Source organism: Mesorhizobium sp. M0276 (assembly GCF_040321755.1).
GTDB lineage: Bacteria > Pseudomonadota > Alphaproteobacteria > Rhizobiales > Rhizobiaceae > Mesorhizobium.
The window spans coordinates 1-26118 of sequence record NZ_JAMYSC010000045.1 but is presented as its reverse complement, the minus strand read 5'-3'; the positions used below and the strand labels follow the sequence as shown (position 1 = coordinate 26118).

28 protein-coding genes and 3 pseudogenes are annotated in these 26118 nt (G+C 60.3%); 16 read left to right on the top strand and 15 right to left on the bottom strand.

From position 1 onward, the window contains the following. Nucleotides 1–37 precede the first annotated feature (37 nt). Nucleotides 38–301, top strand: a complete 264-nt coding sequence (locus tag NKJ01_RS27600) for a hypothetical protein (protein WP_352732866.1) — start codon at nt 38–40, stop codon at nt 299–301. Between the two features lie 333 nt (nt 302–634). Here NKJ01_RS27600 and NKJ01_RS27595 read toward each other — a convergent pair whose 3' ends face one another. After that, nucleotides 635–1324, bottom strand: coding sequence for a PIG-L deacetylase family protein (locus NKJ01_RS27595; protein ID WP_352487518.1), 690 nt, complete (start codon nt 1322–1324; stop codon nt 635–637). A gap of 28 nt (nt 1325–1352) precedes the next feature. Here NKJ01_RS27595 and NKJ01_RS27590 point away from each other — a divergent pair. Together NKJ01_RS27590 and NKJ01_RS27585 are read left to right on the top strand one after the other, a co-directional pair. After that, nucleotides 1353–1736 (top strand): annotated as a pseudogene (locus NKJ01_RS27590) (EamA family transporter); the annotation flags it as partial. Further along, a pseudogene (locus NKJ01_RS27585) lies at nt 1702–1902 on the top strand (hypothetical protein); the annotation flags it as partial. The pseudogenes NKJ01_RS27590 and NKJ01_RS27585, both read left to right, overlap by 35 nt. Nucleotides 1903–2267: 365 nt before the next feature. Here NKJ01_RS27585 and ligD read toward each other — a convergent pair. The 3 genes from ligD to NKJ01_RS27570 all read right to left on the bottom strand — a co-directional run bounded on the left by ligD (nt 2268) and on the right by NKJ01_RS27570 (nt 6069). After that, nucleotides 2268–4046 carry a DNA ligase D gene (gene ligD / locus NKJ01_RS27580; RefSeq protein WP_502898183.1) on the bottom strand — a complete coding sequence of 593 codons (1779 nt, stop codon included), beginning with the start codon at nt 4044–4046 and terminating at the stop codon, nt 2268–2270. Between the two features lie 123 nt (nt 4047–4169). Next, nucleotides 4170–5621, bottom strand: a complete 1452-nt coding sequence (locus NKJ01_RS27575; RefSeq protein ID WP_352732863.1) for a sensor histidine kinase — start codon at nt 5619–5621, stop codon at nt 4170–4172. Nucleotides 5622–5886: 265 nt separating this feature from the next. After that, the gene (locus NKJ01_RS27570; protein ID WP_156938600.1) at nt 5887–6069 is read right to left on the bottom strand and encodes a hypothetical protein; all 183 of its coding nucleotides are present in this window, start codon (nt 6067–6069) and stop codon (nt 5887–5889) included. A 774-nt stretch (nt 6070–6843) separates the two neighbouring features. Here NKJ01_RS27570 and NKJ01_RS27565 point away from each other — a divergent pair. Both NKJ01_RS27565 and NKJ01_RS27560 read left to right on the top strand, forming a co-directional pair. Continuing rightward, entirely contained in the window at nt 6844–7149 is a 306-nt protein-coding gene (locus NKJ01_RS27565; RefSeq protein ID WP_352487515.1) for a DUF982 domain-containing protein, read from the top strand. 20 nt (nt 7150–7169) lie between these two features. Beyond that, on the top strand, nt 7170–7454 hold the full coding sequence (locus NKJ01_RS27560) for a DUF982 domain-containing protein (RefSeq protein WP_023761537.1): 285 nt from the start codon (nt 7170–7172) through the stop codon (nt 7452–7454). Here the strand turns inward: NKJ01_RS27560 and NKJ01_RS27555 are convergent. From NKJ01_RS27555 to NKJ01_RS27545, 3 genes are all read right to left on the bottom strand, one after another. Then, nucleotides 7429–7713, bottom strand: a complete 285-nt coding sequence (locus NKJ01_RS27555; RefSeq protein WP_352732858.1) for a hypothetical protein — start codon at nt 7711–7713, stop codon at nt 7429–7431. The genes NKJ01_RS27560 and NKJ01_RS27555 overlap by 26 nt on opposite strands. 360 nt (nt 7714–8073) lie before the next feature. After that, on the bottom strand, nt 8074–8946 hold the full coding sequence (locus tag NKJ01_RS27550; RefSeq protein ID WP_352487513.1) for an SDR family oxidoreductase: 873 nt from the start codon (nt 8944–8946) through the stop codon (nt 8074–8076). Between the two features lie 773 nt (nt 8947–9719). Beyond that, nucleotides 9720–10499, bottom strand: a complete 780-nt coding sequence (locus NKJ01_RS27545) for a Crp/Fnr family transcriptional regulator (RefSeq protein WP_352487512.1) — start codon at nt 10497–10499, stop codon at nt 9720–9722. A gap of 262 nt (nt 10500–10761) precedes the next feature. Here NKJ01_RS27545 and NKJ01_RS27540 point away from each other — a divergent pair, with 262 nt between their 5' ends. Genes NKJ01_RS27540 through NKJ01_RS27530 form a run of 3 tightly spaced genes read left to right on the top strand, consistent with a single transcriptional unit; the run spans nt 10762 to nt 13711 of the window. Further along, nucleotides 10762–11082, top strand: a complete 321-nt coding sequence (locus NKJ01_RS27540) for a circadian clock KaiB family protein (protein ID WP_352732855.1) — start codon at nt 10762–10764, stop codon at nt 11080–11082. Then, on the top strand, nt 11069–12562 hold the full coding sequence (gene kaiC, locus NKJ01_RS27535) for a circadian clock protein KaiC (protein WP_352732853.1): 1494 nt from the start codon (nt 11069–11071) through the stop codon (nt 12560–12562). The genes NKJ01_RS27540 and kaiC overlap by 14 nt, the downstream gene beginning before the upstream one ends. Before the next feature lie 3 nt (nt 12563–12565). After that, nucleotides 12566–13711 carry a two-component system sensor histidine kinase NtrB gene (locus tag NKJ01_RS27530; protein WP_352732850.1) on the top strand — a complete coding sequence of 382 codons (1146 nt, stop codon included), beginning with the start codon at nt 12566–12568 and terminating at the stop codon, nt 13709–13711. Nucleotides 13712–14086: 375 nt separating this feature from the next. On the opposite strand, the gene NKJ01_RS27525 is transcribed toward NKJ01_RS27530, so the two are convergent. Continuing rightward, entirely contained in the window at nt 14087–14371 is a 285-nt protein-coding gene (locus NKJ01_RS27525) for a hypothetical protein (RefSeq protein ID WP_352732847.1), read from the bottom strand. Nucleotides 14372–14608: 237 nt separating this feature from the next. Here NKJ01_RS27525 and NKJ01_RS27520 point away from each other — a divergent pair, with 237 nt between their 5' ends. Beyond that, the gene (locus NKJ01_RS27520) at nt 14609–16006 is read left to right on the top strand and encodes a Do family serine endopeptidase (protein ID WP_352732844.1); all 1398 of its coding nucleotides are present in this window, start codon (nt 14609–14611) and stop codon (nt 16004–16006) included. 725 nt (nt 16007–16731) lie between these two features. Here NKJ01_RS27520 and NKJ01_RS27510 read toward each other — a convergent pair. Next, nucleotides 16732–16956, bottom strand: coding sequence for a hypothetical protein (locus tag NKJ01_RS27510; protein ID WP_352487507.1), 225 nt, complete (start codon nt 16954–16956; stop codon nt 16732–16734). Between the two features lie 525 nt (nt 16957–17481). On the opposite strand from NKJ01_RS27510, the gene NKJ01_RS27505 reads away from it, so the two are divergent. Further along, the gene (locus NKJ01_RS27505) at nt 17482–17991 is read left to right on the top strand and encodes a ferritin-like domain-containing protein (RefSeq protein ID WP_352487506.1); all 510 of its coding nucleotides are present in this window, start codon (nt 17482–17484) and stop codon (nt 17989–17991) included. A gap of 62 nt (nt 17992–18053) precedes the next feature. Here NKJ01_RS27505 and NKJ01_RS27500 read toward each other — a convergent pair whose 3' ends face one another. The 4 genes and pseudogenes from NKJ01_RS27500 to NKJ01_RS27485 form a co-directional block, all read right to left on the bottom strand. Next, nucleotides 18054–18464 (bottom strand): hypothetical protein, encoded by a 411-nt coding sequence (locus tag NKJ01_RS27500; RefSeq protein WP_352732841.1) that lies wholly within the window; start codon nt 18462–18464, stop codon nt 18054–18056. Then, the gene (locus NKJ01_RS27495) at nt 18461–19273 is read right to left on the bottom strand and encodes an SIR2 family NAD-dependent protein deacylase (RefSeq protein WP_352732905.1); all 813 of its coding nucleotides are present in this window, start codon (nt 19271–19273) and stop codon (nt 18461–18463) included. Before NKJ01_RS27495 ends, NKJ01_RS27500 begins: the two co-directional genes overlap by 4 nt. 370 nt (nt 19274–19643) lie before the next feature. Then, a pseudogene (locus NKJ01_RS27490) lies at nt 19644–20842 on the bottom strand (IS256 family transposase). Between the two features lie 243 nt (nt 20843–21085). Beyond that, nucleotides 21086–21241: a hypothetical protein gene (locus NKJ01_RS27485; protein WP_352487745.1), complete on the bottom strand. Its 156-nt coding sequence runs from the start codon at nt 21239–21241 to the stop codon at nt 21086–21088. 144 nt (nt 21242–21385) lie between these two features. On the opposite strand from NKJ01_RS27485, the gene NKJ01_RS27480 reads away from it, so the two are divergent. Beyond that, on the top strand, nt 21386–21589 hold the full coding sequence (locus NKJ01_RS27480; protein WP_023763179.1) for a CsbD family protein: 204 nt from the start codon (nt 21386–21388) through the stop codon (nt 21587–21589). Nucleotides 21590–21812: 223 nt separating this feature from the next. Here NKJ01_RS27480 and NKJ01_RS27475 read toward each other — a convergent pair whose 3' ends face one another. Together NKJ01_RS27475 and NKJ01_RS27470 are read right to left on the bottom strand one after the other, a co-directional pair. Continuing rightward, nucleotides 21813–22205 (bottom strand): preprotein translocase subunit YajC, encoded by a 393-nt coding sequence (locus NKJ01_RS27475; protein WP_023763180.1) that lies wholly within the window; start codon nt 22203–22205, stop codon nt 21813–21815. 290 nt (nt 22206–22495) lie between these two features. After that, nucleotides 22496–22726 carry a hypothetical protein gene (locus tag NKJ01_RS27470; RefSeq protein WP_023763181.1) on the bottom strand — a complete coding sequence of 77 codons (231 nt, stop codon included), beginning with the start codon at nt 22724–22726 and terminating at the stop codon, nt 22496–22498. 392 nt (nt 22727–23118) lie between these two features. On the opposite strand from NKJ01_RS27470, the gene NKJ01_RS27465 reads away from it, so the two are divergent. The 5 genes from NKJ01_RS27465 (at nt 23119) to NKJ01_RS27445 (ending at nt 25984) form a co-directional block, all read left to right on the top strand. Then, a complete protein-coding gene (locus tag NKJ01_RS27465) occupies nt 23119–23589 on the top strand; it encodes an Hsp20 family protein (RefSeq protein WP_352487747.1) in 471 nt (156 codons plus the stop codon). A gap of 75 nt (nt 23590–23664) precedes the next feature. Beyond that, nucleotides 23665–24159 carry an Hsp20/alpha crystallin family protein gene (locus NKJ01_RS27460; RefSeq protein WP_352487748.1) on the top strand — a complete coding sequence of 165 codons (495 nt, stop codon included), beginning with the start codon at nt 23665–23667 and terminating at the stop codon, nt 24157–24159. Between the two features lie 68 nt (nt 24160–24227). Further along, nucleotides 24228–24980 (top strand): NADH dehydrogenase ubiquinone Fe-S protein 4, encoded by a 753-nt coding sequence (locus tag NKJ01_RS27455; RefSeq protein ID WP_352487749.1) that lies wholly within the window; start codon nt 24228–24230, stop codon nt 24978–24980. Nucleotides 24981–25315: 335 nt separating this feature from the next. Next, on the top strand, nt 25316–25681 hold the full coding sequence (locus NKJ01_RS27450) for an SPW repeat protein (RefSeq protein WP_352487750.1): 366 nt from the start codon (nt 25316–25318) through the stop codon (nt 25679–25681). Between the two features lie 93 nt (nt 25682–25774). Next, the gene (locus tag NKJ01_RS27445; protein WP_352732833.1) at nt 25775–25984 is read left to right on the top strand and encodes a DUF3072 domain-containing protein; all 210 of its coding nucleotides are present in this window, start codon (nt 25775–25777) and stop codon (nt 25982–25984) included. Nucleotides 25985–26118 lie beyond the last annotated feature (134 nt).

Genomic DNA, 26118 nt, shown 5'->3' with positions numbered 1-26118 from the left:
GCTTATTACGTGAAAGCCTATAGCGCACCGCAGATACATGCTGCGTTCGAAATCTACCGGACGTTCCCCAAAAGACGGAGACTGGAACACCGCCCAGACCGCGCCGAATTCCACGCCTCTCGTGGTCGCTGTGGGCGAGAAGTCATTCTTCGCCGCCCATCAGCAAACCTTAGTGGATGGCTACCGGGCGAAGGGCATGACGCACATCGAGACTGCAGTGATCCCGGACGCCAGCCCTTGCGTTGTGGCCGACAATCTAGGCGGCGTGGCCGACGTTGTCGCTCGGTACGCCGCGCGATGAGGAGAAGATTATGAGTGACATTTCGTATGAAAATCCGGGGGCCCTCGCAATCGTCGATCGGAGCACTTTCCAGGCCGAAGTGGACGCGCTGCGGGTTCGAGAGAAGGCCGCATAAGCGCGAGACAGCGGACATCAGAGCGCTGTTGTGGGGCCACCTTTCGGGAGTGGTCGTGATCTGTGAGGTTGCCGGTTCTGCATTGGGATCGGAGATCGGCTTGTGTCTGGACTTGACAATACGGTTGACCCGGAGCGGCAGCCTCGGCCTTTCGAGGTGATCAACGGTGCCGGCGGTCGGGGTCAGTGGTCGGTGGATGACTAGTCCCGTCGCGCCGGTCAGTCGACCTGTTTGGTGCTCACCATGACCGGCCGGATCGGCGGCGCCGGCGGCAGCAGTTCGCGGATGTCGGCGAAGGGAAAAATAGGTTCGAAGCGGAACGCCTCGGCCAATGAACCTGGCTCGCCGTTGCACTGGCCTGAGCGAAAAAGGTTCTGCGTTCGCGCGCCGTCTACGAAGCGCTCGGGATCCTGCGACTGATGCTTGCGGATCGCCTTGGCCTTGATGTCTGCATGCGCGGAAATGTCGACATAATGCGTCGGCGAAAAACCGGTACCGCCCATCGTGTCGGCATGCAGCACCGGGACCGTGAACGACGCCGCGATGCGCACGCCGTCGGAAAGCGCGCGATGGTCGGCGTGATAGTCGTTGGGCGCATGCGTGATCGCCAGATCTGGTCCGGTCTCGCGAATCAGCTCTTTCAGCGCCCCGATCAGCGCTGCATCGGCCACCAGTTCGCCGTCGGGAAAGTCGAGGAAGCGCAGGGTCGCCCCGAGCAGCGCGGCAGCGGCCGACGCTTCTGCACGACGAACGCGAGTGAGAATTGCGGGATCGCTCGTGCCGCCCTTGGCACCATCCGTGGCTATGGCAAAAGTGAGTTCTGCGCCTTGCGCGGCATAGGCGGCCATCGTACCGAACATGAAGATCTCGATGTCGTCCGGATGCGCACCGAGCGCCAGTATTTTCAAACCACTCTCTCCCCGGAAATGGAAAAACGTGCCGAACGGAATCCTGCTCGCCCTGATCGCCTATGCAAGCTATTCGGGCAGCGATGCCGTTGTCAAAAGCCTGGGCGGACAGCTCACGGTCTTTGAGATCGGATTTTTCATAACCCTCTTCGCCGGTTTCTTCCTCTTTTTCACGCGCCCAGCAGACGAGCGCTGGCGTGATTTCTGGCGCACCAGGCTGCCCTGGGCGGTGCAGGCGCGTGCGTGGGCGGGAATCGCTTCCGGCGTGCTTAGCGTCTATGCCTTCACAACCATTCCGCTGGCGGAGTGCTACGCGCTGATCTTCCTGGCACCGCTCTGCGTCACCATTCTCTCCGTGGCGATTCTCGGGGAGAAGGTTGGCCCGTGGCGCTGGCTGGCGGTGGTCGCCGGGCAAGATCATCTTCGTTGCCTTCGACCTGCTGCATCTGAACGGAAAGGACTCGCGGCGTGAACCCCTGTGGCAAAGGAGGGAGCGCTTGCTGGAATTGATCGGCCCGGGCGATGGCGTCCTTCAATACAGTCAACACATCTCGGGAGGCGGGGCCGAGTTCTACGCGGCGGTTGATCGTTTGGACCTTGAAGGCATGGTGTCGAAGCGGCCGGGCAGCGTTTACGTTTCATCCTTGGGAAGCGCCATTTTGGTCTACATGGCGACCAAGGACTTCGGACCCGATCTGTGGCCGGCTGATCCGAACAACGGGCGGATGGGCTGCGTATGTTGCGTTGGAAACGGGGCTGATGTCGGCTGCGAATGCTGTTCGCGTCCTAAGAAACCCGTCATTGGAGATCGAGGCGGAACTTACCTGGCGCCCTTGGGGCACTCTTTGCTTTGCTTGATCATAGAGGACAGGAAGAATCGTCCGACGAAGGCGCTAAGTGCCGCTGTTCAGTTCCCGTCCGGCGTCTCCACAAACCCTGCGATTCAAGCCGCCTTTCTGGCAACTGCCCTGAACGGATGGTCGATCGTAAAGGCATCAGGTCGGATCCGTTGCTCAATCTGGCTCCAGGTTACCGGATGGGCGATTGGGAAGCCGGGCCGCGCTCTTGGCGAGAAGGCCCCAACGGCAGTGTTGCCGCGCCCGTTGCGAAGGTAATCGATGAAGATGCGGCCCCTTCTGGCTGCCGGCGCGGCGGAAAGCAGGTAACGATCCGGATGCATTTCGGCGAGCCGATTGGCCAAAGACCGGGCAAGGAGCCGGGCCTTGTCGTGCGTGATCTTTGCCCCAAGCGGGGCCATCAGGTGAATGCCCTTGCCACCGGTCACCTTCGGCCAGCTCTCCAAACCTTCCGCTTCCATGATGTCGCGGAGCGTCAGCGCGGTCCCAACGACTTCATCCCAGTCGACCCCCTTACCGGGGTCGAGATCCAGAACAATGCGGTCAGCATGCTCAATGTCATCAACTGTGGCGTTCCACGGATGCAGTTCCACAGCGTCCATCTCGACCAGTCCCAGCAAGCCGGCAAGGTCGTCCACCCACACGCGCACACCTTCGCCACCCTCACGCTTCTGGACCCGCAACTGATGCACGGCGGCCGGAATTTTCGGCAACGCGCCCTTGTGGTAGAAGGTTGCGCCAAGTGCGTGGCGGACCAGCTTCAGCGGTCTGTGGCCGAGATGGGCGAGTGCCTGATCCGCAACCCTCTCCCAGTAACGCGCAAGCTCTTCCTTGGAGGGCGAGACCGCTTCGGGCAGCAATTGCAGAATGTTCTCGCTGGGAACGCCATGTTTCCGGATTGGCCCGGGTCGCTTGGATCGGGCTGGAGGCTTGGCCGGGATCGGCACGAGGTCTTCGCGCAGACCCTTGAACACGGCCTCGCGCAGCACGCCGCGATCAGTGACGCCGCTGAATTGCACCTCGGCCAGAACGTCCGGTCTCACCCAGGTCGCCTTGGGTTTCACAATGGGCTCTGACAAAGGCGACTTGCTGATGATCAGCGGGTCAAGCCGCTCTCGAACGGATTGGGCAGCGCTCAAGGTGTACCCGCTTCTCGCTTTCCCCGCATAGAGCAGTCGGTCGCCCTCGCGGCGCCCGATGTAGAGCGATGCAATGCGGCGCGGGCGAGCGCCGAGTTTCTCGACAAAAGCGACGATGGGAAAGGTATCGCTCTTGACGCATTTGACCTTGAGCCAACTGGTCTGGACGCCCGAGCGGTAGGTGCCATCAACGCGCTTGGATACGATACCCTCCAATCCCATCCGGCAGGCATGTTGAAACACCTCTTTGCCACTCACCTCCAGATGTTCGGCATAGGTCAGTGTCGGCGCAGTGTCCCTCAGCAGCTTTTCCAGCGCTGCCTTGCGGCTCATTAGCGGCTGTTGCCGAAGATCGCGCCCGTTAAGGTGCAGCAGGTCGAATGCGTAGAAGACGAGCCTCGCCGAGTCTGGATTGCCCAACTCCCTTTCCAGTGCTTGGTAATCCGGCAGGCCAGTGTTACCGAGAACGACAGCCTCCCCATCAATGATCGCGGTCTTCACCGGCAAGCCAGCAGCTGCTTGAACAATTCGTCGATATCGATGCGACCAGTCGTAGCCCCGGCGCGTGAAGGCTCGCGCTTTGCCGCTCTCAATGATCAGCTCGGTGCGGTAGCCGTCGTACTTGATCTCATGGATCCATTCGCCGCCCTCGGGTGCATTCGCGACCAGCGTCGGCGACTGAAACTCAACGAACGAGAGCCTAGTCTCCCCGGCCTTGGAACTCACGGCACGCTCCTGACATCGAACAAAAGCGTGCGGCAAGCGAATAGGTTCCAAGACATAGTTGACCGACCGCTTGTCCGGAAACTGCGTAAACGGGGCTGGGCTGCCCGCCACGTCACGTGGCCGTCAAGCGACCGAACTATTGGCAGAGAGGGTTTCAACAAGGTCTGCTGGCGCCTCGAGCGTCCAGACCAGACCGTTGGGGTGGTGCTGAATCCAGCCAGTCCCGCCCATGGCCTGCGGCGCCACACGTGTTAGCACCACTGTTCCAAAGCCGCTGTGCGCGACCTTTTCAATTTTGGAGTGGACCGTTTCGCTCCAGGTCAGCCTGAACAATTTCGTTTCGGCCGTTTCGATCCCCCAGGCCACCACTATTTGTCCTGACACACCTGCCAGGACGCCATATTTTGCCGAGTTCGTTGCCAATTCGTGGAACGCAATGCCGAGATGCTGAACCGCATTAGGACCAAGGACCACGGATGGCCCGGACATCGAGATGCGCTCTTCACTGCCAAAGGGCTTTAACTGTGCCAGCAGCAATTCGAAGACATTGGCGCCCCTCCAATCATCCGAGACGAGGAGATCATGCGAGGCAGAAAGTGCCATGATGCGCTCGCGAACGTCCCGTTCGAAGGCGTCCGGGTTCCTGGACCGCTTGTTGGTCTCCCGGATCATCGACAGAATCACAGCATACTGGTTTTTTACTCGATGATTGACTTCGCGCATCAACGCGCGAATGCGGTATTCGCTTTCTTTGGCAGCTGAAATATCGCGGGCGATCTTCGACGCCCCGACGATGCGTCCTGCCCCATCGCGCACCGGCGATATCGTCAGGGAGACGGGAACGAGGCTTCCGTCCTTGCGACGACGAACCGTCTCGTAGCTCTCAACTCGCTCGCCGTTGCGAATACGGTCCAGGATATAGACCTCCTCGTCTTGCCGGTCGGCGGGAATAAGCATGGTGATCGGCTTTCCTATCGCCTCGGAGGCTGGGTAGCGAAAGAGTCGTTCAGCACCGTGATTCCAACTTTTTATTACCCCGTTCAGGTCCTTGCTTACGATCGCATCGAACGAGGACTCGACGATGGCCGATAGATGCTGGCGGACTTCTTCCGCTTGCCGCCGCTCACTGAGGTCGACGAGCAAATTGACAGCCCCGATCAGTTCACCGGTCTCGTCCCGCAAGGGTGTCGGGAAGGGGAGGAAAGGAATCAGCGTACCGTCGGGCCGCTGTGCGATAGCCTCCTGATTGCGGATCGGGCGGTTCTCCTTCAACGCCACGGCCATCGGACAATCTTCATGCGGTAGAGGATTGCCGTCGGGAGTGAACAGGCGAAACGTCACGCACCACTCGTCTACTCCAATCTGCGGCTCGCGCCCGGCAAGTTCGGCCGCCGCGCGATTGTAGAAGGTGATCTTGCCAGACCGATCCGTTGTGTAGATGGCGACGGGAAGCGCCTCGAGAACTTGGTGAAACAGATTGTCTTTGCGGAGCAGAGCCCGTTCTAGCTCGCCGTTTGCGAGAGCTGGCCGGCAGCTATCGTCCTTTGAGGCCAGACTTCCCGGTTCCAATTGCATAGTTAGTGCTCGAAATCCGAATGCTGCCGCCGTGATCTTGGATATTTGCGTCCCGCGACCCCGAACGCGGCTGGTAGGGTATGGTTCCATAAGCTCTCCTTTAACTATAGCGTGAATCGACCTCAGGGAGATTGAAGGAAATGCCAATAGGAGGACTTATCGATGTCGTAGCCCCACTGGTAAGTGGATCGGGTTTCGCCGGAGAGTGGCGTAGATCGAGCCGACACACGAAGTGCAGCAATTGATTGGCAAACCAATGCGGAGATCACACGTCGCAGACGATCAAAATCCGCAGGCGATCTGTCTGAAGACGGCTGATCTCGTCGCCGCAAATGTGGAAACAAGGCGCGGCGGCTTGCGCACCGTCCACGCGAGGCAGCGAATTGAGCCGCGCGCGCATCGCCATGTTGATCGCAAACCGACGCGCGAGCACCCCAACAACCGCCAACCCCGGCGAGCCTACGGCTGGGCCTACTCCTTCCGGCTTAATTGCGTGATCACCAATATCCCGCTACTTTCAAATCCTAGCGCGTGACCGGTGCGACGGGTTGTCATGTGTCCCCTCAACAGTCCCTCGCCGCGCCGGTCATCTCTTGCCTGTGGATGATCCAATCCACTAAGCCAGCTTCGATCTGCTCACATCAGCTAAAGTCGTGAATGAGTTATGCGCAGATCATGCCGCTGATCCTGCGGTACGTCCCTAAACAGGACCAAAGCTGGAAATACAGCGCGGAGAATTTCGGCGTCGAAAACGCAGACGGCAACAGGAGCCGGTCCTCATCTTCCGAGATGTGAGGTTGTGCAGTTGCGGTGCAAACCGCCGCCGAACATGGCGAACAGCCCAAAGACGTGATCACTCGTGCCGGCAGTCATCGTGTTGGGCGCGCGGTTGGGTCTCCGAACTGCGCGAGCACCCTTATCGCGTTCGGATAACTGGAATCGAAGATCGCAACGACATCGCGCAGGTCTCCGGCGCTAGTCGCCGCGATCTCCGGCGCCGTTCGCCAGTGATCGCAATAAGCGCGACCGTCCCGATAGAACCGCCCGGTCGCGGCAATGCGGATTACAAACGCAGGAACCGAGGACTTTGTCGGATGCGCCACTGGCTTCATGCGGTCTTGACATCGAAAATCGGCCTTCACATATTTTGCGCAGGTCGCTGCCGGCTGCTGGGGTGACCATCCTCAACCACCTGAAATCGTTCAGACAATTGGAGGTTTCGATGAGCGTGAGAACATTTGAGAGTCCCGTGTTCGTGAGAGCTTCGGAAGATCTCATTCTAGAGATCGCTTGCCTTGAGGATGCTTTCGACTTCCTCGACGAATGGCCGAAGCATCGGCGCGGCATAGTCTATGATACGGCAAAGCGCGCCTGTCACCGCGCCTTCGATGGTCTCATACCGTTGAAAGTCGCGCGCGATGCGTTCGCCGGCTTTGCCCGCTCTGTGAAGATCCTTGAGGACGTCGCAACGACGATGCCTTGGATTACGGCAAGACGGTCGGGAGAGACGGGCGGCGTTGCCGCCTGACTGCTCGGAGGGAGGAAACCATGCTTTCTCAGCCCTTCGAAAAGCCCGTTCGCGTCTGGGTCGGACTTGGCTTGCCCAGGCAGCTGAACTCGGTCGTGGATGCCTACCAGTTCGTCACAGAGTGGTGCGGGAACAGTCCTGAACAAAGGGCGGCGATCCGCGCCTGTAAGGCCGCATTGGCCGGCGAGATCGACGCGGAGACTGCGCGTGGCAGTGTTCTGCAGTTCGCCAGGAAGAAAGACATCCTGCTCGAAGACGGCATGATAACGCCGGTCACTGCTACCGAGCAGCTGCTGCAAGCTTGATCCGGGTGACTTCAGAGGCGGCGGCCAGCGGGCCGCCGCCCAAAAAGTTGCGCCGTGGGAAAACGCCCGCGTTGATGCACCGGCATGGGTTGCTGGCGGTCATGAGCGGGCGTCGTAGAATGCCGGAAGCCATTTTGGAGCCGGTAAGGTTAAGGAGCGCCGCTTCCTTGCTCAATGCAGGAAATGCCAATGAAAACACTTTCGGCTTCGTTGAAAACACTTTCGGCTTCGTTGAAAACACTTTCGGCTTCGTTTCCAATTTTCGGAGCGCTCCTATGACCGCTTCGAGCGCAGTATCCTCCTCGGCTAGCACAAGATCGATGCCCGCTTCAGAAATATTGTCTTTCGGCGACCGATCGCAGCGGCAGCGCCAGCTCCCTGCCCCGCGCAGAGGCGACGCCGGAACAAACCCGCAGTCCATGAGCGCAGCAAGGAGGGTCGTACCGATCTTATCGCTGGCAGCGTCATTGGGGCTCCTTGTCGCGTTGATCGGCCGAGCGGCGGAATGACCTTTAAGCCGGCAAAGCAACGTAAGCGAGATTCGTCACAACGGCTGCGCGCGCCCGACCAGAGCGTTGGCCCGACACGCGACCTTGCCTTCTCACCCCAAGACAATTCATTAAAGCATCGGCCTTCCGCCAGTGACCTCGTAAAGGGCGCCGGTCGTATAGCTGGCACCGTCCGAGGCCAGAAGCACATAGGTGGCCGCGAGCTCGGCCGGCTGGCCAGGGCGCTTAAGCGGTGTATTCTTGCCGAACTCCTTTACCTTTTCGGCCGGCATCGTCGAAGGGATCAAGGGCGTCCAGATCGGCCCCGGCGCGACGGCATTGACCCGGATGCCGCGCTCCGCGACCAGTCCAGCCAGCCCGGCGGTAAAATTCGCTATCGCCCCCTTGGTGGTGGCGTAGGCGAGCAACATAGGTGAGGGGCTGGTGGCGTTGATGGATGACGTGTTGATAATAGCGGAGCCGGGTCTCATCACCTTCACGGCCTCCTGTGAGAGGTAGAACATCGGATAGATGTTCGTCCTGAAGGTGAGATCCCACTCCTCGGCCGTGATATCCTCCAGCCTTTCGAATGTCGCCTGATGCGCGGCGTTGTTGACCAGGATGTCCAGCCGGCCGCATTCATCCATGGCACGCTTGACGAGCGAGCGTGCAAAACGTTCGTCGCTGATGTCGCCGCGCGCGATCACAGGCTTGCGGCCGGCATCCTCGACCCATCGGGCCGTTTCCTTCGCGTCTTCGTCCTCCTCAAGATAGGAGATGATCACATCCGCGCCCTCGCGGGCGAAGGCGATTGAGACTGCACGTCCGATGCCCGAGTCCGCGCCAGTGACCAGCGCAACGCGGTCCGTCAGTTTGCCGCTGCCGCGATAGCTCTGCTCGCCATGGTCTGGGCGGGGATTCATCTCGTCGGTGTAGCCGGGCATGTCCTGCTGCTGTTCAGGCATGGGTGGCTGAGGATGTTTCTGCCGGGGATTATTCTGCATGCTCAGCTCCTTTGGCTCTAGTTTGGGTTTCAATGCTGGGAGTCCGTGAGAGGGCCTGAGCGCCGCCTCTGTGCTCGGGCGAACCGCGCCTTGCGGGGTTCTCATTCTTCGTGGCCATCGACCGATTTCCTCCGGCAGTCGCACATGGCGACCGCAGCGACCCACACACGTATGATTTCTCCTAACCGGTTTGAAAGCGGAGTGTTCCACTCGCCGTGCGTTCTGCGTTCAGAATTCATGGGACGGGTTCAATGTCGCCAAGCCGAATGGTCCGAGACTTTTGGCACAGCCGGCACAGGGAGGATCCTTGCCAATCGACGTTGGCGCAGGGATCTCAGGGCGAGAGTCTCTGTGCCGATCTGGCGCTGGAAAGCATCGGCGATCCGCAGCGCTGGCGGACCCTTCTGGCCCAGATCGACGCGCCAGTCGCCCAGGCCGACATGTGCCTATGACCGGAGCGTCCGTCAGCGATCTTGTCGAAATGTGGTTTGGCGGCCAGGCAGAGGTTATGATCCCGCTACCGAAGAGCGCTTAGACGAGCGTCAACAGTGAAATCGACGTGATCCCAACCCAAGGCTCAGACGGGCAGGCAGAAATCAAGCGGCTATAATCAGCGCTCTCGGATCGAAGCGCAGATGAGACGCTGGAAGACGCTGATCGGACCGAAACTAAAGGCAGGATCCTCGTCAACCAACGCGTGGCATAAGCAAAGTCACAGGATTGGGTGCTTCCCAAGGCAAATTGCGATCCCTGCAAGACGGTCCTCAACGCAGTCATTGCGCTTTCCCCAGCGGCACGCCCCGTGAACCTGCGACGCTCTTTTCAGCCGGGTAAACGCCCTCCAACACGTCGTTGAAATGGCGGCTAACCGCCGCATTGCACTCGCATGCAAGCGAGCGCAGCCCGGCCGGATTGCGCACCGCCAGCCGGCCACGCCCTGTCTCAATGCAGTCGCGCTGCCTCAGGTCGCGGATGACTCGGCTCATGTAGGAGCGGCCGACCCCGAGCATTGCAGCAAGCTGTTCCTGGGTCAGCGTCAGATTTCCGGCCCCTGTGCGCTCTGTCGCGGCCAGCAGCCATCTCGCAGTGCGCTGTTCGATGGAATGCGCGGCGCTGCATGCAACGGACTGAAACAGCTGCGCCATCAGACAATCGGCGTAGCGGGCGAACAGGTGACGCAATGATAAAGAACGCGATTTTGCTTCTTCCAGATGGTGCAGGTCGATCCTGAAGAAGGACCCCCCGACTTGAACCTCGGCACGTGTATAGGCCGGGAGCCTACCTTGGCTCACGATCCCACCGACCGCTCCTTCACGTCCGATAAGCGCAGTCTCTATCGCTCGTCCGTCACTCAGCGCGACGAGGTAGGAGATCATCGCAGACCCGCGGGGAAAGTAAGCGTAGCGGACAGCGTCGCCTGGTTCGTGCAGCAATGTACCGGCAGGCGCTGACCATTGTTCGAGGCTCGGCTGCAGGATCTCCCAGTCATCGCGTCGTAGCGCCCGAAGCAGGTTGTTTCCAATCGGTTCCGATTTTTTATAGGCGTTCGCCATCGCGCTCCTCTCTTCCAAAGAATGGGACATCTACAACGGCTAGCGAGGAGAAATGTTCACTAGTGCGCAGACGGAGCGTGCGCAGCCATTTACAAAATGTCGCAGGGGCGCTGATCCAGGCCTCACCGAGCGCGAGCCGTGGTGCATCGGCTCCCGGGCAGACCTCGGGCTGCCTAGGGAAGAAAAATGCCGGCGACTGGATCTGCGGCGTGGCGCCTCAAGCACGCCGAAACTGCAATGTTCGTGCAGCAAGGCGTGAAACATGAGCTCCAGCCATCGGTCCGATCCAGGGGCCAACGCGTTGCTCCGCCTCTATATCGCAGGAGACACGCCGAGCGCCAGACGGGCGCTGGAAGGTCGTCTGAGGATAATGGAGGAATGGGCCGGCGGAATCGAAATCCATATCGTCGATATCCTCGCGCATCCCGAAGCGGCGGAAAGCGCCGGCATTCTAGCGACGCCGACGCTCTCGGACGAGAGAGCCACCCCTCCACGGCGGCTGATCGGCGACATCAGCAACACCGCTCAGGTTCTCGACTATTTCGGTTTTCGCGGGAAGGACAGTGGCTATGACCACAGCTGAAGAGATCCTGATCGACCCTGTACTCGAACGCGTCAGGACCGGCATCGAGGCTTTCGACGACCTTGTGATGGGCGGCCTGCCGCGCGGGCGCACCACCATCGTCGGGGGGACGCCCGGCAGTGGCAAGACTGTGTTTGCGACGCAGTTTCTGGCCCACGGCATCACCGTTCTGGGCGAGCCCGGCGTCTTCGTCACCTTCGAGGAATCGCCGGCCGAGATCGAGGTCAACATGGCCAGCTTTGGCTGGACCATACGCCGTTGGCGGGAGGCGAACAAACTGGTCTTCGTCGACGCCAGTCCGCGTGACCACGACCAGATGATTATCGGCAATTTCGATCTAGCCGGTTTGCTGACGCGTGTCTTGCACGCTGCGCGAAATTCCGCGGCAAAACGTATCGTGCTGGATTCCGTCACCCAGCTCTTCGACCACTTCGTGGCGGAGCAGACGTCGGTGCGTCGGGAGCTCCTGCGCATCGCGACAGCCCTCAAGAAGCAAGGCTTGACGGTGCTGATGACCGCCGAACGCAACAGCGAGTATGGCGAGATATCCCGCCACAGGATCGAGGATTTTGTCGCCGACAATGTGGTCATCCTGCGCAACGCGCTCTATCGCGAGCGGCGCAGGCGCACCATCGAAGTCCTGAAGATGCGAGGCAGCCGCCATGTCGAAGGCGAGGTGCCGATCACGCTTGTTGAGAAGCAAGGCATAGTGGCGGTGCCATTGTCCTCACTACGGCTGGAGCAGCAATCGAGCACGAAACGAGTGACCAGCGGCATTTCGGAACTCGACAGCATGTGCAGCGGCGGATTTTTCCGCGACAGCATCACCCTTGTCAGTGGTGCGACGGGTACCGGAAAGACGCTGCTGGTCACCAATTTTCTCGCCGGCGGCGTAGCGGCTGGCGAACGTGCCTTGCTGGTCGGCTACGAAGAGAGCCGCGGTCAATTGTTCCGCAATGCTCGTGGCTGGGGCGTCGACTTCGAGGCAATGGAGGCGGATGGCCGGCTCAAGGTCGTTTGCATCTACCCGGAAGCGCAGAACTTGCCAGACCACCTTTTGATGATCCGCGAGCTCGTGCAGGTGTTCAAACCTGACCGGATCGCGATCGACAGCCTGTCGGCCCTGGAAAGGATAGCGCCAGACTCCGGCTTTCGGGAATTCCTGATCAGCCTCACATCCTTTATCAAGAAACATGAGATCGCTGGCCTTTGTACGGCGACCGACAAGTCGCTCGTCGGCGGCCAGAGTGCCAGCGAACAGCATATCTCGACGCTCACCGACGCCATCATCCTGTTGCGTTACATCCAGGAGGGCAATTTCATGCACCGCGGGATCATGGTGCTGAAAATGCGCGGCAGTGAGCACGACAAGCAGATCAGGCGCTTCACGGTCGACGGCGCCGGCATGCATCTCGGTCAGCCCTTCAATGGCGCGCCCGACCTATTCGCAGAATCCGCGGCGTCTCGGCGTGAGGAGTAGGCAGTGACGCGCAGCGCAGCCGAAATTCTGGACCCGTCTGCCAACGCATTCTTGACGGGCATCAGCCAACTCAACTTTCGACGCCTGATCGAGACATTGGCCGATGGGATTCTCGTCGTCGATCTGTCGGGAACCGTGCTCTATGCCAATCCGGCGGCGGCCATGATCTTCGGCTATCCGGCTGCCGATCTCGTTCACATTCCACTCGGCCGACCGGTCATATCCGGTGAAACCACCGAAATCACTATCCACCGCCGCCGTCGGTCACCAGCCGACGTGGAAATCAGGACCGTCGAGGTCAGCTGGGACGGAAAGCCGGCGCTGCTTGCCAGCCTGCGCGACGTGTCGGCGCAGCGAGCTCAGGAGGAGCGCCGACGCCAGTCGCAAAAGCTCGAAGCGATCGGCCGCCTCGCCGCTGGAATCGTTCACGACATTAATAATCTGCTGGCTGTGTTCGAGTCGGGGCTGCGGCTCCTCCAGAAGCAGTTGGGAGGGGAAGCGCCCAACCCGAATTCAGCCATGCTGGTAGAAGAGCTGATCAGCCGGACACGAAATGGCGGTGCGCTTACGCAGCAATTGCTCGCCTTCTCCCGCGGACAATCGCTTTATCCCGAGACCATCGATCTGAATGCTCGAATCGAGGCGCTTAGCATGCTGCTGGAGCGGACTCTGGGGAGCGGCACGCAGGTCAGATGTGACCTCGATCCGGCACTTGATGCTGTCCTCGTCGACGCCAATCAACTCGACGTCGCCATTCTCAACCTGGCTGTCAATGCCAAGGACGCAATGGATGGCAAGGGAACCCTGTCGATCGAGACCAGCAATTCTCCCGCCGATATCGAAGACGTGCCGGCTGCGGCTGCCCGTTTTGTTCGTGTCACCGTAAGCGATACGGGTTGCGGGATGAGCAAGGAGGTCCTTTCCCAGGTGTTCGAGCCGTTCTTCACGACAAAGGGCGACGGGCGGGGAACCGGGCTCGGCCTCAGCCAGGTCTACGGCTTCATCAAGCAGTCCGGCGGGCATATACGGATCGAGAGCGTTGTAGGGGCGGGAACGAGCGTACATCTGTTTCTTCCGCGCCCGCCGCGAGCAACGAACGACGAACCGCGATCGTCGGGCGAGATCCGGCGCAAGCGTATGGATGAATAGCCGCCGAATGGGGGCCGCCAAGCGGCAGCCACGATGAGTTGGAGAAAAAGCGGGCCCGATTCCAGGCCCGCAAAAATCTTCGTCAGGCCCTTGAGAACGGACGGTTGCCGAAGAACCAGAGGCTTCCGGCAGCCAGGGCCGCCACGACGGCACCCACGATCACATACGCCCACTTGCCGCTGGACGTATGGAACGCGCCAGGACGAGTGGAAGCGGAGAGAATGCGCTGGCACCCTTGCGCTGGCGAGCTCACCAGCGAGTCAGGTGCCTCGGATGCGGGAGGGAGGCGGCGTCTTCGCTCAAAGTCCATCGACGGATGCTGTGAGACCGGCCACCACGGTGCTGCACGCGACCGCGGCCGACATTGCTGGGAAGCTACTCCGATCGATCCAATTGGCGCAACGCGTCCATTATGGCGTCGAAGCTGACCGGTTCGGTAGCTCCCGGAGGCATGCGCAGTGCCGGCACGGATTCCACCGCCCAGGCATCCGACGCCCATGACGAAAGAACGGCGCGCTTTTCGTGGACGTCCAGCGTCGTGTCGGCCAACACCTCCCGCGGGTGCCCGAAATGCCGTGCCGGATGGAGTAACCGGTCGTCAAGGAAAAGATCAGGGGCCTCGGGCCCGATCGGAAAACTCGTCGAAATGGCTCCTTCCATCGATGGTCCTCCTTCGGATAATCTCCTCTGTTGACGTCGTTGGTGGCTCTTGCCAGTTCCACCAGCAAAATCTCGGACGTTGCCGATCAAATTTCAATGGGGCAGCGAGGTCACACGTTCACGATTTTCATCCGTTCGCCCCTATATTTTGAGATCGGTGAAACCATCTGCATGAATCTCAGTTTCTGTCTCCTGAGCCGACGGCGACGGCCGGCCGGCTGGGCAGGAGAACTCATCATGTTCGTGAATTCGAGGAAGGGACTGTGCGCCGGTGTGGTGGCGGGAGTTCTGCTGTTCTGTCCCGGGGGCATTGCTCCGCTCACAGCACAGGAGATCCCGAACGACTTCACCGCGATTGTGCGCCAGAAGTTAGCGGCGGTTGTCGCGATCACGACAAGGCAGATCATCCAGGATCAAACGACGCTCAACGATTTTCTCGACCCTTTCAATGGTCGCCCGGGGCCCGCCCAGCCGCAGGTCCGAGAAGCTCTTGGCTCCGGCTTCGTCATCAATCCTGAGGGCTACATCGTCACCAACAACCATGTCGTCGCCGATGCTACCGAGATCCATGTGGTATTCTCGGATAAGGAGACTGCACCCGCGCGACTGGTTGGCCGGGATCCGGGAACCGACATTGCGGTGCTGAAGGTCGATCCGCGGCCCAACATGGCCACAACCGCCTGGGGCGACTCGGACGCAGTTCAGCCCGGCGCCTGGACGATCGCGATCGGCAGTCCGTTTGGGCTCGGCGGGACAGTTACCGTTGGCGTGCTTTCTGCCCGTTCGCGCGATATCCAGGCCGGTCCCTACGACGATTTCCTGCAGACTGATGCCTCAATCAACCGTGGCAATTCAGGCGGCCCCCTGTTTAACGCGCGCGGTGAAGTGATCGGGGTCAACACGGCGATCGTCTCGCCATCGGGTGGCAGCATTGGTATTGGCTTCGCGGTGCCGTCCCGAACTGCCCAGAGCGTCGCCGATCAGTTGATCCGCACGGGCCATATCGAGCGCGGGTTCATCGGCGTTCGTCTCCAGGAGGTCACGCCGTCGATTGCCGCGGCGCTCGGGATACCGGGGAGCAAGGGAGCGCTGGTGGCCTCGGTCGAGCCCGGCAGCCCGGCAGAGAAGGCAGGTATACGGGCAGGTGACGTCATCACCCGTTTTAACGGCAAGGACATCCAAGGCGTCCGTGACCTCACGCTGGCGGCGGCGAGCCAAAAGCCGGGGTCGAAAGCGACTGTGACCAGGAATCGAGATGGCAGCCAGCAGGAGTTGACACTGACAGTCGGTCAACGCAAGGACGAGGAGGGACAGACTGGCGCTGTTCCTGCTCCGGATGCGGCTGACCAACGTCTTGGCCTGTCACTTAGCCCCATTCCGGACGAAGTGCGCCCGCAACTCGGCCTCCAGCCGGGAACCACCGGCGTATTTATCCAGGACGTGGCACCGAACAGCCTCGCAGCCGAGAATGGCCTTCGGCCCGGAGACGTGATCGTCTCGGCCAACAACCGGGATGTGGCACAGCCGTCGGACACCCAGGAGGAGTGGGCAAAATCCCGGCGGCAGAACAGGCCCATTCTGTTGCGCATAAATAGGCAGGGACAATCGCTCTTCGTTGCCGTGGCCGCATCCTGACGTAGCCTGTCTCAGAACCGAAATTTCTACGGCGTTCAGCAAAGCGACGCACGAAATGCGGCAAGAGCTGCGACCGCGACAGGGCGAACCAGGGAGGAAAGGGTTCTGCTTTCCGCTCTCGGGAAGGCGACCACGCCACAAGCGCGGTCTTCTTCCATGAGCGCGGCGAAATCCGCGACGCTCATTCGAGAAGCAGGCGTTCCGCGCTTCCGGTCTCAACCCCGTCACAACCCCGTCGTCGACGCCATCGTTAACGCTGTCCAATTATCTTGACCGCGCAGCCACACGCCTGTGTATGGCGCGCAGGACGATCTCGGATGACCTGCTCAAAACGCGCCTCGCCGCTCAGGTGGGCTGGGATACTGAACAATGCGCGAAGGCTTCGGGACGCTTCGCTTGCCGGCAGCAATCCACGGGCGGCGTGATGTTTCTAATTCATTCGGCCTTAGCGTGCGTTCTGAACCGTTCTGACCCCGAACTGGTCCGCGTCTGCGTGCAACACGCGCGGCCTGGCAGTCGGGAACGACGCCTTGCCGCGGGCAGCCGCGGCATCGCCCACCAGCTCGGGCGCGATCGTCCGGATTTCATGGTGAGATCGATGTCCTCCGAAAGCCCCGAGCTGGCGCGATTTCATGACGGGCTCGACTGCTGCTCGAGACGGCAGTCGGCTGGCAACTTTAGAAAGCCCGCCCGGGCATGCTCCGTACGGGCTAACAGCATGCTTGTCAGCTCTTGCAGGCGGCCAAAACCCTCAGAGCCTTGTCTGCACTCGAATAGCTCGAGTACATTTTCTTGCCGATGGCCGTCATCTTTACTCCGTCGGGCTTCGCGGAGACCACCGCGCATGTCTTCGTGCTCGTGTCCTTGGCGACCCAATAGTGAGTCGCAGCAATTGCGGGAGCACCCGACAGGCCCATCAGTGCGGCGGCGATTACAAGGGTTCGTTTCATAGCTTTCTCCATTTTTCGTCTTTCAACAGCAGTCCGCCTGCGCCAAAGTTCGAGCAGCGGACGACACGACCGGACGGGTGAGCGACGAGTACGTCCGGGCGGCGAATGAACGATGATTGTTCCAGCCGAAATTTATTGCCGGCCCCAAATTCTGCTTGCCAATACAGCCTCTTGTTGCAGGCGCATGACTCGCTTGCGATGGCCAGCCACTCCGCAACATACTCACTGTGAACCGGCCGAAAGGCCTCGCGACGGGCGGCGATAGGTCGGCGCTAATCGGCGTCGGGCGAGTTCCGCCACAGCCTCGAAAGACTGGATGGCCGAAGTTCGCGAAAGGAGAAGCGCAGGGTTACGACGGTCGCAAGGCGTGTCGCCTGCGAGCCGAGGGGAAACGGCCTGACGAGGGCTGGGATCCACCACTATTGGCCGATCATGGCGGGCTGCTCAGATGCCTTTCTACGCTCCGGCCGTTCTGGAACAATATGTCCTTTTGCAAGTTTGGACGGCTCATGAAGGAGTAACGAAATGTCAGAATCGCGCGAATGGTTTGTCCAGTGGCTCAGGGATGCTCATGCGATGGAGGAGCAGGCTGAGACCATGCTCAATGGGCAATTGAGCCGTATAGAAAATTATCCTGAGCTCAGCAGCCGAATTCGGCAACATCTCGAGGAGACGGTGCAGCAGGCCGCCCGGCTCAAGACCTGCCTCGACCGCATCGGGCAAGGGCCCTCCCGGCTGAAGGATGCCGGTGGAAAGCTGACAGCGATGGCGCAATCAATGAGCGGCATCTTCGCTGGCGACGAGGTCATGAAGGGATCGCTTGCGAGCTACACGTTCGAGCACATGGAGATCGCCTCCTACACAATTCTCATCGCCGCTGCTCGATCCCTGGGTGAGACCGAGGTCGCGCGCGTATGCGAGCAGAACCTGCGAGAAGAAATTGCCATGGCCGACTGGTTGAAAGACCATCTCCCGTCTACGGCCGAGCGGTTCCTTGCGCGAGCCGATACGGAAAGCGAGAGCGCTAAGCGCTGACCATCGTCGACGCTTGCTTGCCACTTGGTCTCCGTAGCCCGGCCATCCCACGGTCCCCCGGCTTAGATGCTTGCTTGAAAACAGGTTCGGGCAAGAAGCGTGCAGTCCGAAGCTGAAGGTGGCTGCCGGTTCTGCTGCTGCGATGGAAAACCAAGACGGTCGCGGGATCCGCCCGCGCCGGCTGTAATCTTGCGGCTGTTGCGGGAAGCGAGCAAATCAGAGTTTTCCCGCTTGACCGAGCCGGGATCCAAGATCGCGGCGACAGCGCATCGAGGATTGCGCCCGATCTCCGTTAGCTTCGGCTCGCCATCGTGAACGTCGTCTGCTTCGGCCTGCCCGAGGGCGGTGACCGCAAATAAGTGGTGACGACACGGGATTGCCGATCGCGAAGCAGCTTGGCAGATGTCGCGGAGAGGCGCTTTGACCGGAACGCCCATGCATGCGTGCGCGGCATACACCAGACCTCCCGTCATTTCGCTTCGGCGATGTTGCTGAGAAAAGCTGCCAAGCTCTGCTGCGGATCCTCATCGTCCCCAGCCACGACGTTGAGCCCCCAGCGTCCGAGGACCGCCTCCTGAACCACGTTCGGGCCCGGCATGAACACGAATGACTTTGGACGGTCCCGCTCGTAACCCGATAGGCGCCAGGTCTGCCACAGACGGTGCAGCAGCAGACGGATGTTCATATCCGACATGCTGTAGCCGATGAACAGGATGGTGCGCCCCAGTGCATCTGCCCGGAATTTCACATCAAGTGGTGAGTCGAAGGAAAGCCGGTCAAAATAGTCCGTCTCTGCCAACACAAGGGAAGTGTCGTCGTCAAAATCGCCATGGTATTTGATGATCTGTGTCAGGTCGCCGTTGACTTTGGCGATGTCTTTCGCGTTGGCGATTTTGACGAACGGCCGGCCATAGATCTCGAAAGCAGCTTCCAGGTTTCGATCGTAATTGGTGGTGTAGATGATCGGGAAATCGAGCGACACGATCAGCTTGTGGATCTCCGATCGCTTTACCTTGTCCCGAGAAACGCTCCACTCGCGGTCCATCCAGCTGCGCAGGGGGCCGATGCTGCCATGCTTGAGGCGGTAGTATTCGGCAAGCGCCTGGTAGGTCGTGTCAGGCATGCCGACCGTCTGGTCGTCCAGGCCGAGATCATCTGCCATGTGCTCGATGAGTTTTCTCCACGGTGGCAAGCCGACGCTCATCGACACTCCAGCGCCAACAAACAGCATGGCTCTCCGCTTTTTCAGCGACCGCGCAATTTGTTCGAACATCGACTGCATGCCAGCAAACTGGCGAATGCCTCTTCTGTTCCAACCATTGTTTCCTCGACCACAGGCAAATCCGCAGTCGCTCGCCTGGACCGGCGCCGCAAAGCACGCGACCCCGCGTGAGCGGCTTCTCGGCACAGGACGATTGGACGCCCGGCTTTCCGAGCCGGGATTCCTGAACCCGCAAGGGCGGGGTTCGATATCCGGCGCGGTTCGAAAGAGCACACAAAACGCTCCTATGAATCAAAACCGCCTTCGCACCGCTACCCGCATAAGCTTGCGGCCAAGGAGAGCCTCTCTTGACGCAAGCGCGGATCGTGTCCCTGGGAGTGGTGTAGCTGACGGCTTTGGTCGCCGTGCTCTCCGGCATTGGCCGGGCTGATCAGCGCGCCACGGCTGGCAAGCTGATCAGAGGATCATCGCTCATTTGCGACATCGTTTCCAGTGTCATGTATCTTGCGCGCTGGACGGCCCATTCATCGTTCTGTTCGAGCAGCAGGGCGCCGACGAGGCGCACGATCGCATCGTCGTTCGGGAAGATTCCGACGACCTCGGTGCGCCGCTTGATCTCGCCGTTGAGACGCTCGATCGGATTCGTCGAGTGGAGCTTGGCGCGATGTTCCTTAGGGAAGGTCATGTAGGCCAGCACGTCGGGCTCGGCGTCGTCCATGATTGTCGCCAATTTCGGCACCTTCGGCCGGATCTGGTCGGCGACGGTGCGCCATTGTACGGACGCGGCCTCGGGCGTCTCCTGGGCGAAAGCGGTGCCGATGAAGGCTGAGACGACCCTGCGGCCGCTCTTGCCGGCATGGGCCAGCACGTTCCTCATGAAGTGGACGCGGCACCTCTGCCATGTCGCGCTGAGCACCTTGGTGACGGCCGCCTTGAGGCCTTCGTGCGCATCGGAGACGACGAGCTTGACGCCGCGCAGGCCGCGACGGGTCAGCTTGCGCAGGAACTCCGTCCAGATCGGCTCGGCCTCCGAGGTGCCGATCTCCATGCCAAGCACCTCGCGCCGGCCGTCCGCGTTGACGCCGACGGCGATGATGACGGCGACGCAGACGATGCGGCCGCCACGGCGCACCTTCAGGTAGGTCGCATCGATCCACAGGTATGGCCAGTCGCCTTCGATCGGCCGGTCGAGGAAGGCCTTCACCTTGCCGTCGATCTCCTCGCACAGCCGAGAGACCTGGCTCTCGGAGATGCCGCTCATGCCCATCGCCTTGACCAGGTCGTCGACCGAGCGTGTCGAGATGCCCTGTATATAGGCTTCCTGGATCACTGCGGTCAGCGCCTTCTCGGCCATGCGTCTCGGTTCGAGAAAGCCCGGGAAGTAGGAGCCCTTCCTCAGCTTCGGGATGCGCAGCTCGACCGTGCCGGCGCGAGTCTCCCAGTCCCGGTCGCGGTACCGTTGCGCTGGGCCGTCCGAAGTGGGCTCTCCTCGCCATAGGCAGCACCCGTCGCGGCGCCCACCTCCATCTCCATCAGACGCTCGGCGGCAAAGCCGATCATCTCACGCAACAGATCGGTGTCGGGTGTCTTCTCCACGAGCGCGCGCAGGTTCATCATGTCGTCGGTCATCGGTAGTCCTTCCGGTCAAAGGTTGGTGTCGCAACCAGACCCTACCGGAAAGCGCCGATGACCACCGCAAAGCCGCTCGCTCCCTACAGCGCCATCGAGGGCGCGCTCGCGAGCAGCTTTTGCTACCGCCGAGCTACACCACTTACGGGGACACGACCCAAGCGCGGTCATTCAACAACTTATCAACCACCCACAATGCCGCGTGGCGTGGCATTCGACGTCTAGAACAAAGAACCTATGTAGTCAGACGGCGAAAGCAGCGATCTTGACGGTGAAGTTCTCCTTGTCCAGCAAGCCCACAAGACTCTGGAACCTCCGATTGGTGTTTTCCTGAGATATCGGCCAGATCACGGTGAAACCGACAGCCAGTGATTTGGGCACGGATTTCTGCAGCGTCATGAGGGATCGCAAAGGCCTTTCGCGCGTAACGATCGTGCTGGTGGCAAGCACGGCGCGGTACCTATGTGAGCCCGCGTTTCAAAATCAGCAGGAACTTCTCTTACCGGATAACGTTTTCATTTCGGAAACCAGGAGATCACTGCCATGGATTGGGACCGCGTCGAAGGAAATTGGAAGCAGGTTAAGGGCAAGGTCAAGGAACAGTGGGGCAAACTTACGGACGACGACCTAGACCGCATCGGCGGTAAACGCGACCAACTTGAAGGCATCATTCAGGAGCGCTACGGCCTGGAGAAGGATCAGGTTCGCCGGGACATTGACGAGTGGTATGGCAGGCAAGACTGGTAGACGGTTGCCGCGACGCTCGAACGGCATAACAGATTCGTGGTATCCCTTGCTGGACTCAAGCTCATGCTGCGGACAGCTGATAAGCACCTATCGGCCGTCATTGGCGAGGCTTCGAGCGGCGGGATTGCCCTTTCCATCGTGCGTTGCCGGAATCCGATCAGGACGTGCCGTTCACGGCGGAATTTGGCGAGCGCATCGTGCGCAGAAACTTCCCTGCCCAGCTTCAACCCGCTCCAGCTCGGCGGTGCTTCTTCAGCCTGGTAATCGCAGCCTTGTCGACAGTAATCAGGCCTCCGCAATCAATTCGCACCGTCAATTTATCGGCTTCGCGATCGACGCGAGTAACATCCCCAACGAGAACGACCTTATCTCCTGCTCGGGTTTTAGGTGGCGGATCGATCGCATAGGGATGGTTATATGATGGGATGCTTACTCTAGCGCGCCCGCTGGGGAGAACCGTGATCACCGTACTGGTCAGCGCCACTTCGTCACCGATCTCAAATTCCCGAGGCATGCTATGGTGCAACATGGGTTTCCTGCGGTGCTTTTTCTTAATAATGCTGGCAAACTGACTTGGTTGCGCGAAATCGTAGCGAATGGCGAATGCCGAACTCATTTCTCTCGGAGGGCCCCGCCAGCGTGAAATTTCCTTCCATCGAAACCACGCAGGACAGCGATCGGCTCGGGCCATCTGCTGACCTGCTCCCACCTGGCGATGCTCGGCGCCTCCGTATCGGCACCTCCCACACCACGAAATTTGGTGGGCTAGCCAGATCGGAAGCTAAGAGACGATCACGAACGGTGCTGCGGCGCTCACGTCGCCCCAGCCTGGCACTCCTCCTTGCTTTGCTCGCACCTGCGCACTCAGCAGACATGAACCGCCGCCATCGCGCAGCCGGTAGTGTCTCAGTTTGAAATTCGCCGACCTCTGCGGCGCTGCTTAGAAAGGGCCTTCAATAGGTCCGCTTCATCTGTGATCCCGTTCTGGAAAGCGTTGACGACTTCCTCGGCGAGTGCTTCCATCTGCGCCACGTCTTTCTTGGCGAGGAAGCGCTCCTTGGATATTTGGTCGAACACTCGCTTTAGCAGGGCCAGATCAGCGGCGTCGAATGCTCCGCCATAGCGTCGCAGTGGCATTTGCCGTCCTTCAAACTTGGCTTGATTGCCTGACTGTCTCACAAACGATGAATGACCGCTACCAGCCGTACACGGAATGGCGCGGCTTTCCCATTATCCAACTTGGAGGGGCGCAATGCTGGAGGTGGAAGGCTGGAAAATCGCTTGGGGCGTGGTTTTCGAATTTGTTTCATATATGGACACTAGCCTTCGGCCTTATGATCCGAAATCTACCGGGCATCGAAGAAATTTCACTGCTCGCTGAAAATTTTCCTATGCGCCCTCTTGAAGCCACAACGCCCTGTTATAAATAGCTAATTGCCGGTCGCCAGATGGGGCCGGTAGAGCCTAGGAGGCTTCAAGGCGATCCTAGGCCTTGTTGCAAACCATGTTGCTCAAAGGAGGATATGGCTATGAGGACAAACCTTGATTTTGCCCCCCTGTTCCGGTCCAGCATCGGCTTCGACCGCGTCTTCGACATGCTGGAAAATGCGAGCCGCGTCACTGCGACAGACAATTGGCCGCCCTACGACATCGCCAAGGCTGGTGAGGACGACTATCGCATCACCATGGCGGTCGCCGGCTTCTCGCAGGATCAGCTGACAATCACTCATCAGCCTAACCTGTTGATTGTGAGTGGGTCGCAACCTGGCGAGGACAATGGCCAGTACCTCTATCGCGGCATTGCCGGGCCCGCTTTCGAGCGTCGGTTCGAACTGGCCGACCATGTGAAGGTCGTCGGCGCCAGCCTGAACAATGGGCTGCTGAACATCGATCTCAAGCGCGAGCTTCCCGAAGAGATGAAACCGCGCCGGATCGCCATCGCCGGCAGCACGGCAAAGGCAGCGCCGCGGCAGATCGAAGCCGAAAAGAGCGCGGCCTGAAGTCATCGTGAATCAGAAGCGTCAGGCACCGGCAATCGTCCGGTGCCGCGCGGTTGAACGTGGAGGTGAACGAAGATGAATATGCGTGACCTTATCCCGTGGGGCCGTAACAACAACCAGGCCCCGAGCATCTATAGCGGTGGCGATCCCTTTCTTTCGCTTCACCGCGAGGTGAACAGGCTCTTCGATGACGTGTTGAGGAGCTTCGAGACGCGCTTGCCTACTGCGGGGCAGCTTTCGCCTTTCGATGGCGGCTGGCCGAAGGTGGAGATCTCGGAGTCGGATAATGAGCTTCGCGTCACCGCCGAGGTTCCCGGCATGGAAGAGAAGGACATTGAAGTCCTGCTCGATGAGGACATGCTGACCCTGCGTGGCGAGAAGCGGTCGGAGACCGAGGAGAAAGGCTATTCCGAGCGATTCTACGGCCACTTCGAGCGGCGCATCCCCCTCGGCTATGAAGTCGAGGACGACAAGGTCAAGGCGTCCTTTGCCAATGGCATCCTGACCCTGACGCTGCCCAAGAACCCGAATGCGCAGTCGAAGGTGAAGCGTATCCCCATCACCCACTGACGCACAGAGCAGGCCGGAGGCGGTACCTAACTGCCTCCGGCGCATCCTTCGCTCCACGGGAGGGACGAATGATGCCGAAGCAAGCAAGTGAAGTCACACCAGTCGTAGAAAGTCTCGGCCCGGCAAACGACAACTGCGGGCGAGCGCTGTCATTCGGCAGATCCGAGTTCCCGCCTGATGCGGTCGCGCGGATCTACCAGCCTTGCCGGTCGGTCATGAGCTCGGGCCGTGCGCGACCGAAAGGATGGCGGCTGGTGTTCGAGCGGCGTATCGCACCCGTCATCGAGCCCCTGATGGGTTACACCGGAAGCTGTGACACCCTGACCCAAGTGGAGCTCGATTTTTCGACGGCTCAGGCGGCCATCGACTATGCCGAACGTCAGGGCCTCGCGTACAGGGTTCAAGGAAGCCCGGCGGCCGAAAAATCCATTGTCGAACCTTCCGATGCTGAGAAGCGGCTGCAGCCCGGCGCGGATCTTGTCTGGAACCGCCTCCAGTTGGCGTTGCTACAGACCAGTTACGACGCTGTTTCGCAGGCGTCGCATTATCGGCCCGCATTGACGGACCCGGAGCCACTTTTTGCCTCGCCGATAGAAGTCGTCGTCGACCCCCTTTTGACCGTCGAAGAGAAACGCGCCGTCCTGCGCAACTGGGCGTGGAATGAGTATCTGGTCGATCTCGCAACATCCGAGGGAATGCCGGAAAACGCACGTCCGACCCGGCTCGACGAAGTGGAACAGGCGCTGCTCGCATTGGAACCACGGATGACGGCAGCGAACCTGACCGTTTCGATCTCGGAACAAAAGCAGAAGGCAATGTGAGGTGACGCTATGGATCCGATCATCGTGTTCGATTGTGAAAATGCCGTTCCCAACCGTTTTGCGCTGGCCGTCGCCGCAGCGGGCCGTGCGCTCAGCCGGGGCGCCGAGCCTTGCCCGACAAAGCGACGATGCCAGTGGAACCGCCATGCGCGAGATCGCCGGCAACCGCTTCCGGCCCGACGAGGTCGAGCCTTTCCTTCTGGCCGGCTGGTTCCGCGTGATTGGGCCCGGCAGGTGAAGAAAGCTTCGCGGTGACTACGGACAGTCCTCGGCCGCCGCGCCCGTTCTCAACCAGAGGACGGTTCACTGACCATGTCACGAAAGGAGGATGAACAATGCAGAAATGGCTGAAATCTGAAAATCGTCCGGTGATCGACATCGTCAATTTGGTCGCCGGAATCGCGCTAGCAATATCGCCCTGGTATCTCGGGTTTGCGGCTGAAGCCTATGCGGCCTGGAACGCCTGGATCGCCGGTGCGGTGATCGCCCTGATCGCCGTGGGTGCGCTGGTTGCGATCCACGAATACGAGGAATGGGCAAACATCGTGGTTGGGCTGTGCACATTGGTCTCGCCTTGGGTCCTCGGTTTTTCGGCCGTGGCAGCGGCCCTGTGGGCGCATGTGATCGTAGGCGTCATAGTGGCGGTCCTGGCAGCGGGAAGCCTCTGGTCCTTCGGCAACCGTCCGCTTTCGAAGGCCTGACCAACGCCCTCCTTATCCCGCGTCCGGGCTGCCGTGCGCAGGAACAAAAGCAGATCAAAATGCGTTTCGTCATTCTGACGTGAGGAGAGCGCCATGCAACCTTCGGACCGCGCCAAAAGCGAAAGCATCAATAAGGCCCCTGATGAATGGACTAGCGGTGACGACCCGATGACGCCGGCCCAAACTTCCTACCTGAAGACGCTTTGTGAGCAGGCGGGCGACGAACAAAGTTTTGCCGACGACCTCAGTAAGGCTGAGGCTTCCAAGCGCATCGATGCGCTGAGGACCAAATTAAGGCTTTAGAGCTTTTTGGGGGAATCCGGTGACATGCATAGACACTCCGACCGGGCCATGAGCAGCAGGCGTCGATCGGGTCGTGCTGTGGAATCTTGTCGCCATGAGCGATGAACCGAGGTGACTTGCCGAAGGAACAGCGG

Excerpts from the sequence above, each read along its gene's own strand:
- NKJ01_RS27500 (WP_352732841.1), bottom strand. The coding sequence starts at position 18,464 with ATGACGGGAGGTCTGGTGTATGCCGCGCACGCATGCATGGGCGTTCCG.
- NKJ01_RS27495 (WP_352732905.1), bottom strand. The coding sequence starts at position 19,273 with ATGCAGTCGATGTTCGAACAAATTGCGCGGTCGCTGAAAAAGCGGAGA.
- NKJ01_RS27540 (WP_352732855.1), top strand. The coding sequence starts at position 10,762 with ATGAGCTCCAGCCATCGGTCCGATCCAGGGGCCAACGCGTTGCTCCGC.
- NKJ01_RS27480 (WP_023763179.1), top strand. The coding sequence starts at position 21,386 with ATGGATTGGGACCGCGTCGAAGGAAATTGGAAGCAGGTTAAGGGCAAG.
- NKJ01_RS27545 (WP_352487512.1), bottom strand. The coding sequence starts at position 10,499 with ATGGCGAACGCCTATAAAAAATCGGAACCGATTGGAAACAACCTGCTT.
- NKJ01_RS27475 (WP_023763180.1), bottom strand. The coding sequence starts at position 22,205 with ATGAGTTCGGCATTCGCCATTCGCTACGATTTCGCGCAACCAAGTCAG.
- NKJ01_RS27560 (WP_023761537.1), top strand. The coding sequence starts at position 7,170 with ATGCTTTCTCAGCCCTTCGAAAAGCCCGTTCGCGTCTGGGTCGGACTT.
- NKJ01_RS27450 (WP_352487750.1), top strand. The coding sequence starts at position 25,316 with ATGCAGAAATGGCTGAAATCTGAAAATCGTCCGGTGATCGACATCGTC.
- NKJ01_RS27525 (WP_352732847.1), bottom strand. The coding sequence starts at position 14,371 with ATGGAAGGAGCCATTTCGACGAGTTTTCCGATCGGGCCCGAGGCCCCT.
- NKJ01_RS27600 (WP_352732866.1), top strand. The coding sequence starts at position 38 with ATGCTGCGTTCGAAATCTACCGGACGTTCCCCAAAAGACGGAGACTGG.
- kaiC (WP_352732853.1), top strand. The coding sequence starts at position 11,069 with ATGACCACAGCTGAAGAGATCCTGATCGACCCTGTACTCGAACGCGTC.
- NKJ01_RS27470 (WP_023763181.1), bottom strand. The coding sequence starts at position 22,726 with ATGCCACTGCGACGCTATGGCGGAGCATTCGACGCCGCTGATCTGGCC.
- NKJ01_RS27465 (WP_352487747.1), top strand. The coding sequence starts at position 23,119 with ATGAGGACAAACCTTGATTTTGCCCCCCTGTTCCGGTCCAGCATCGGC.
- NKJ01_RS27505 (WP_352487506.1), top strand. The coding sequence starts at position 17,482 with ATGTCAGAATCGCGCGAATGGTTTGTCCAGTGGCTCAGGGATGCTCAT.
- NKJ01_RS27460 (WP_352487748.1), top strand. The coding sequence starts at position 23,665 with ATGAATATGCGTGACCTTATCCCGTGGGGCCGTAACAACAACCAGGCC.
- NKJ01_RS27485 (WP_352487745.1), bottom strand. The coding sequence starts at position 21,241 with ATGACGCTGCAGAAATCCGTGCCCAAATCACTGGCTGTCGGTTTCACC.
- NKJ01_RS27550 (WP_352487513.1), bottom strand. The coding sequence starts at position 8,946 with ATGCAGAATAATCCCCGGCAGAAACATCCTCAGCCACCCATGCCTGAA.
- NKJ01_RS27575 (WP_352732863.1), bottom strand. The coding sequence starts at position 5,621 with ATGCAATTGGAACCGGGAAGTCTGGCCTCAAAGGACGATAGCTGCCGG.
- NKJ01_RS27520 (WP_352732844.1), top strand. The coding sequence starts at position 14,609 with ATGTTCGTGAATTCGAGGAAGGGACTGTGCGCCGGTGTGGTGGCGGGA.
- NKJ01_RS27455 (WP_352487749.1), top strand. The coding sequence starts at position 24,228 with ATGATGCCGAAGCAAGCAAGTGAAGTCACACCAGTCGTAGAAAGTCTC.
- NKJ01_RS27445 (WP_352732833.1), top strand. The coding sequence starts at position 25,775 with ATGCAACCTTCGGACCGCGCCAAAAGCGAAAGCATCAATAAGGCCCCT.
- NKJ01_RS27565 (WP_352487515.1), top strand. The coding sequence starts at position 6,844 with ATGAGCGTGAGAACATTTGAGAGTCCCGTGTTCGTGAGAGCTTCGGAA.
- NKJ01_RS27510 (WP_352487507.1), bottom strand. The coding sequence starts at position 16,956 with ATGAAACGAACCCTTGTAATCGCCGCCGCACTGATGGGCCTGTCGGGT.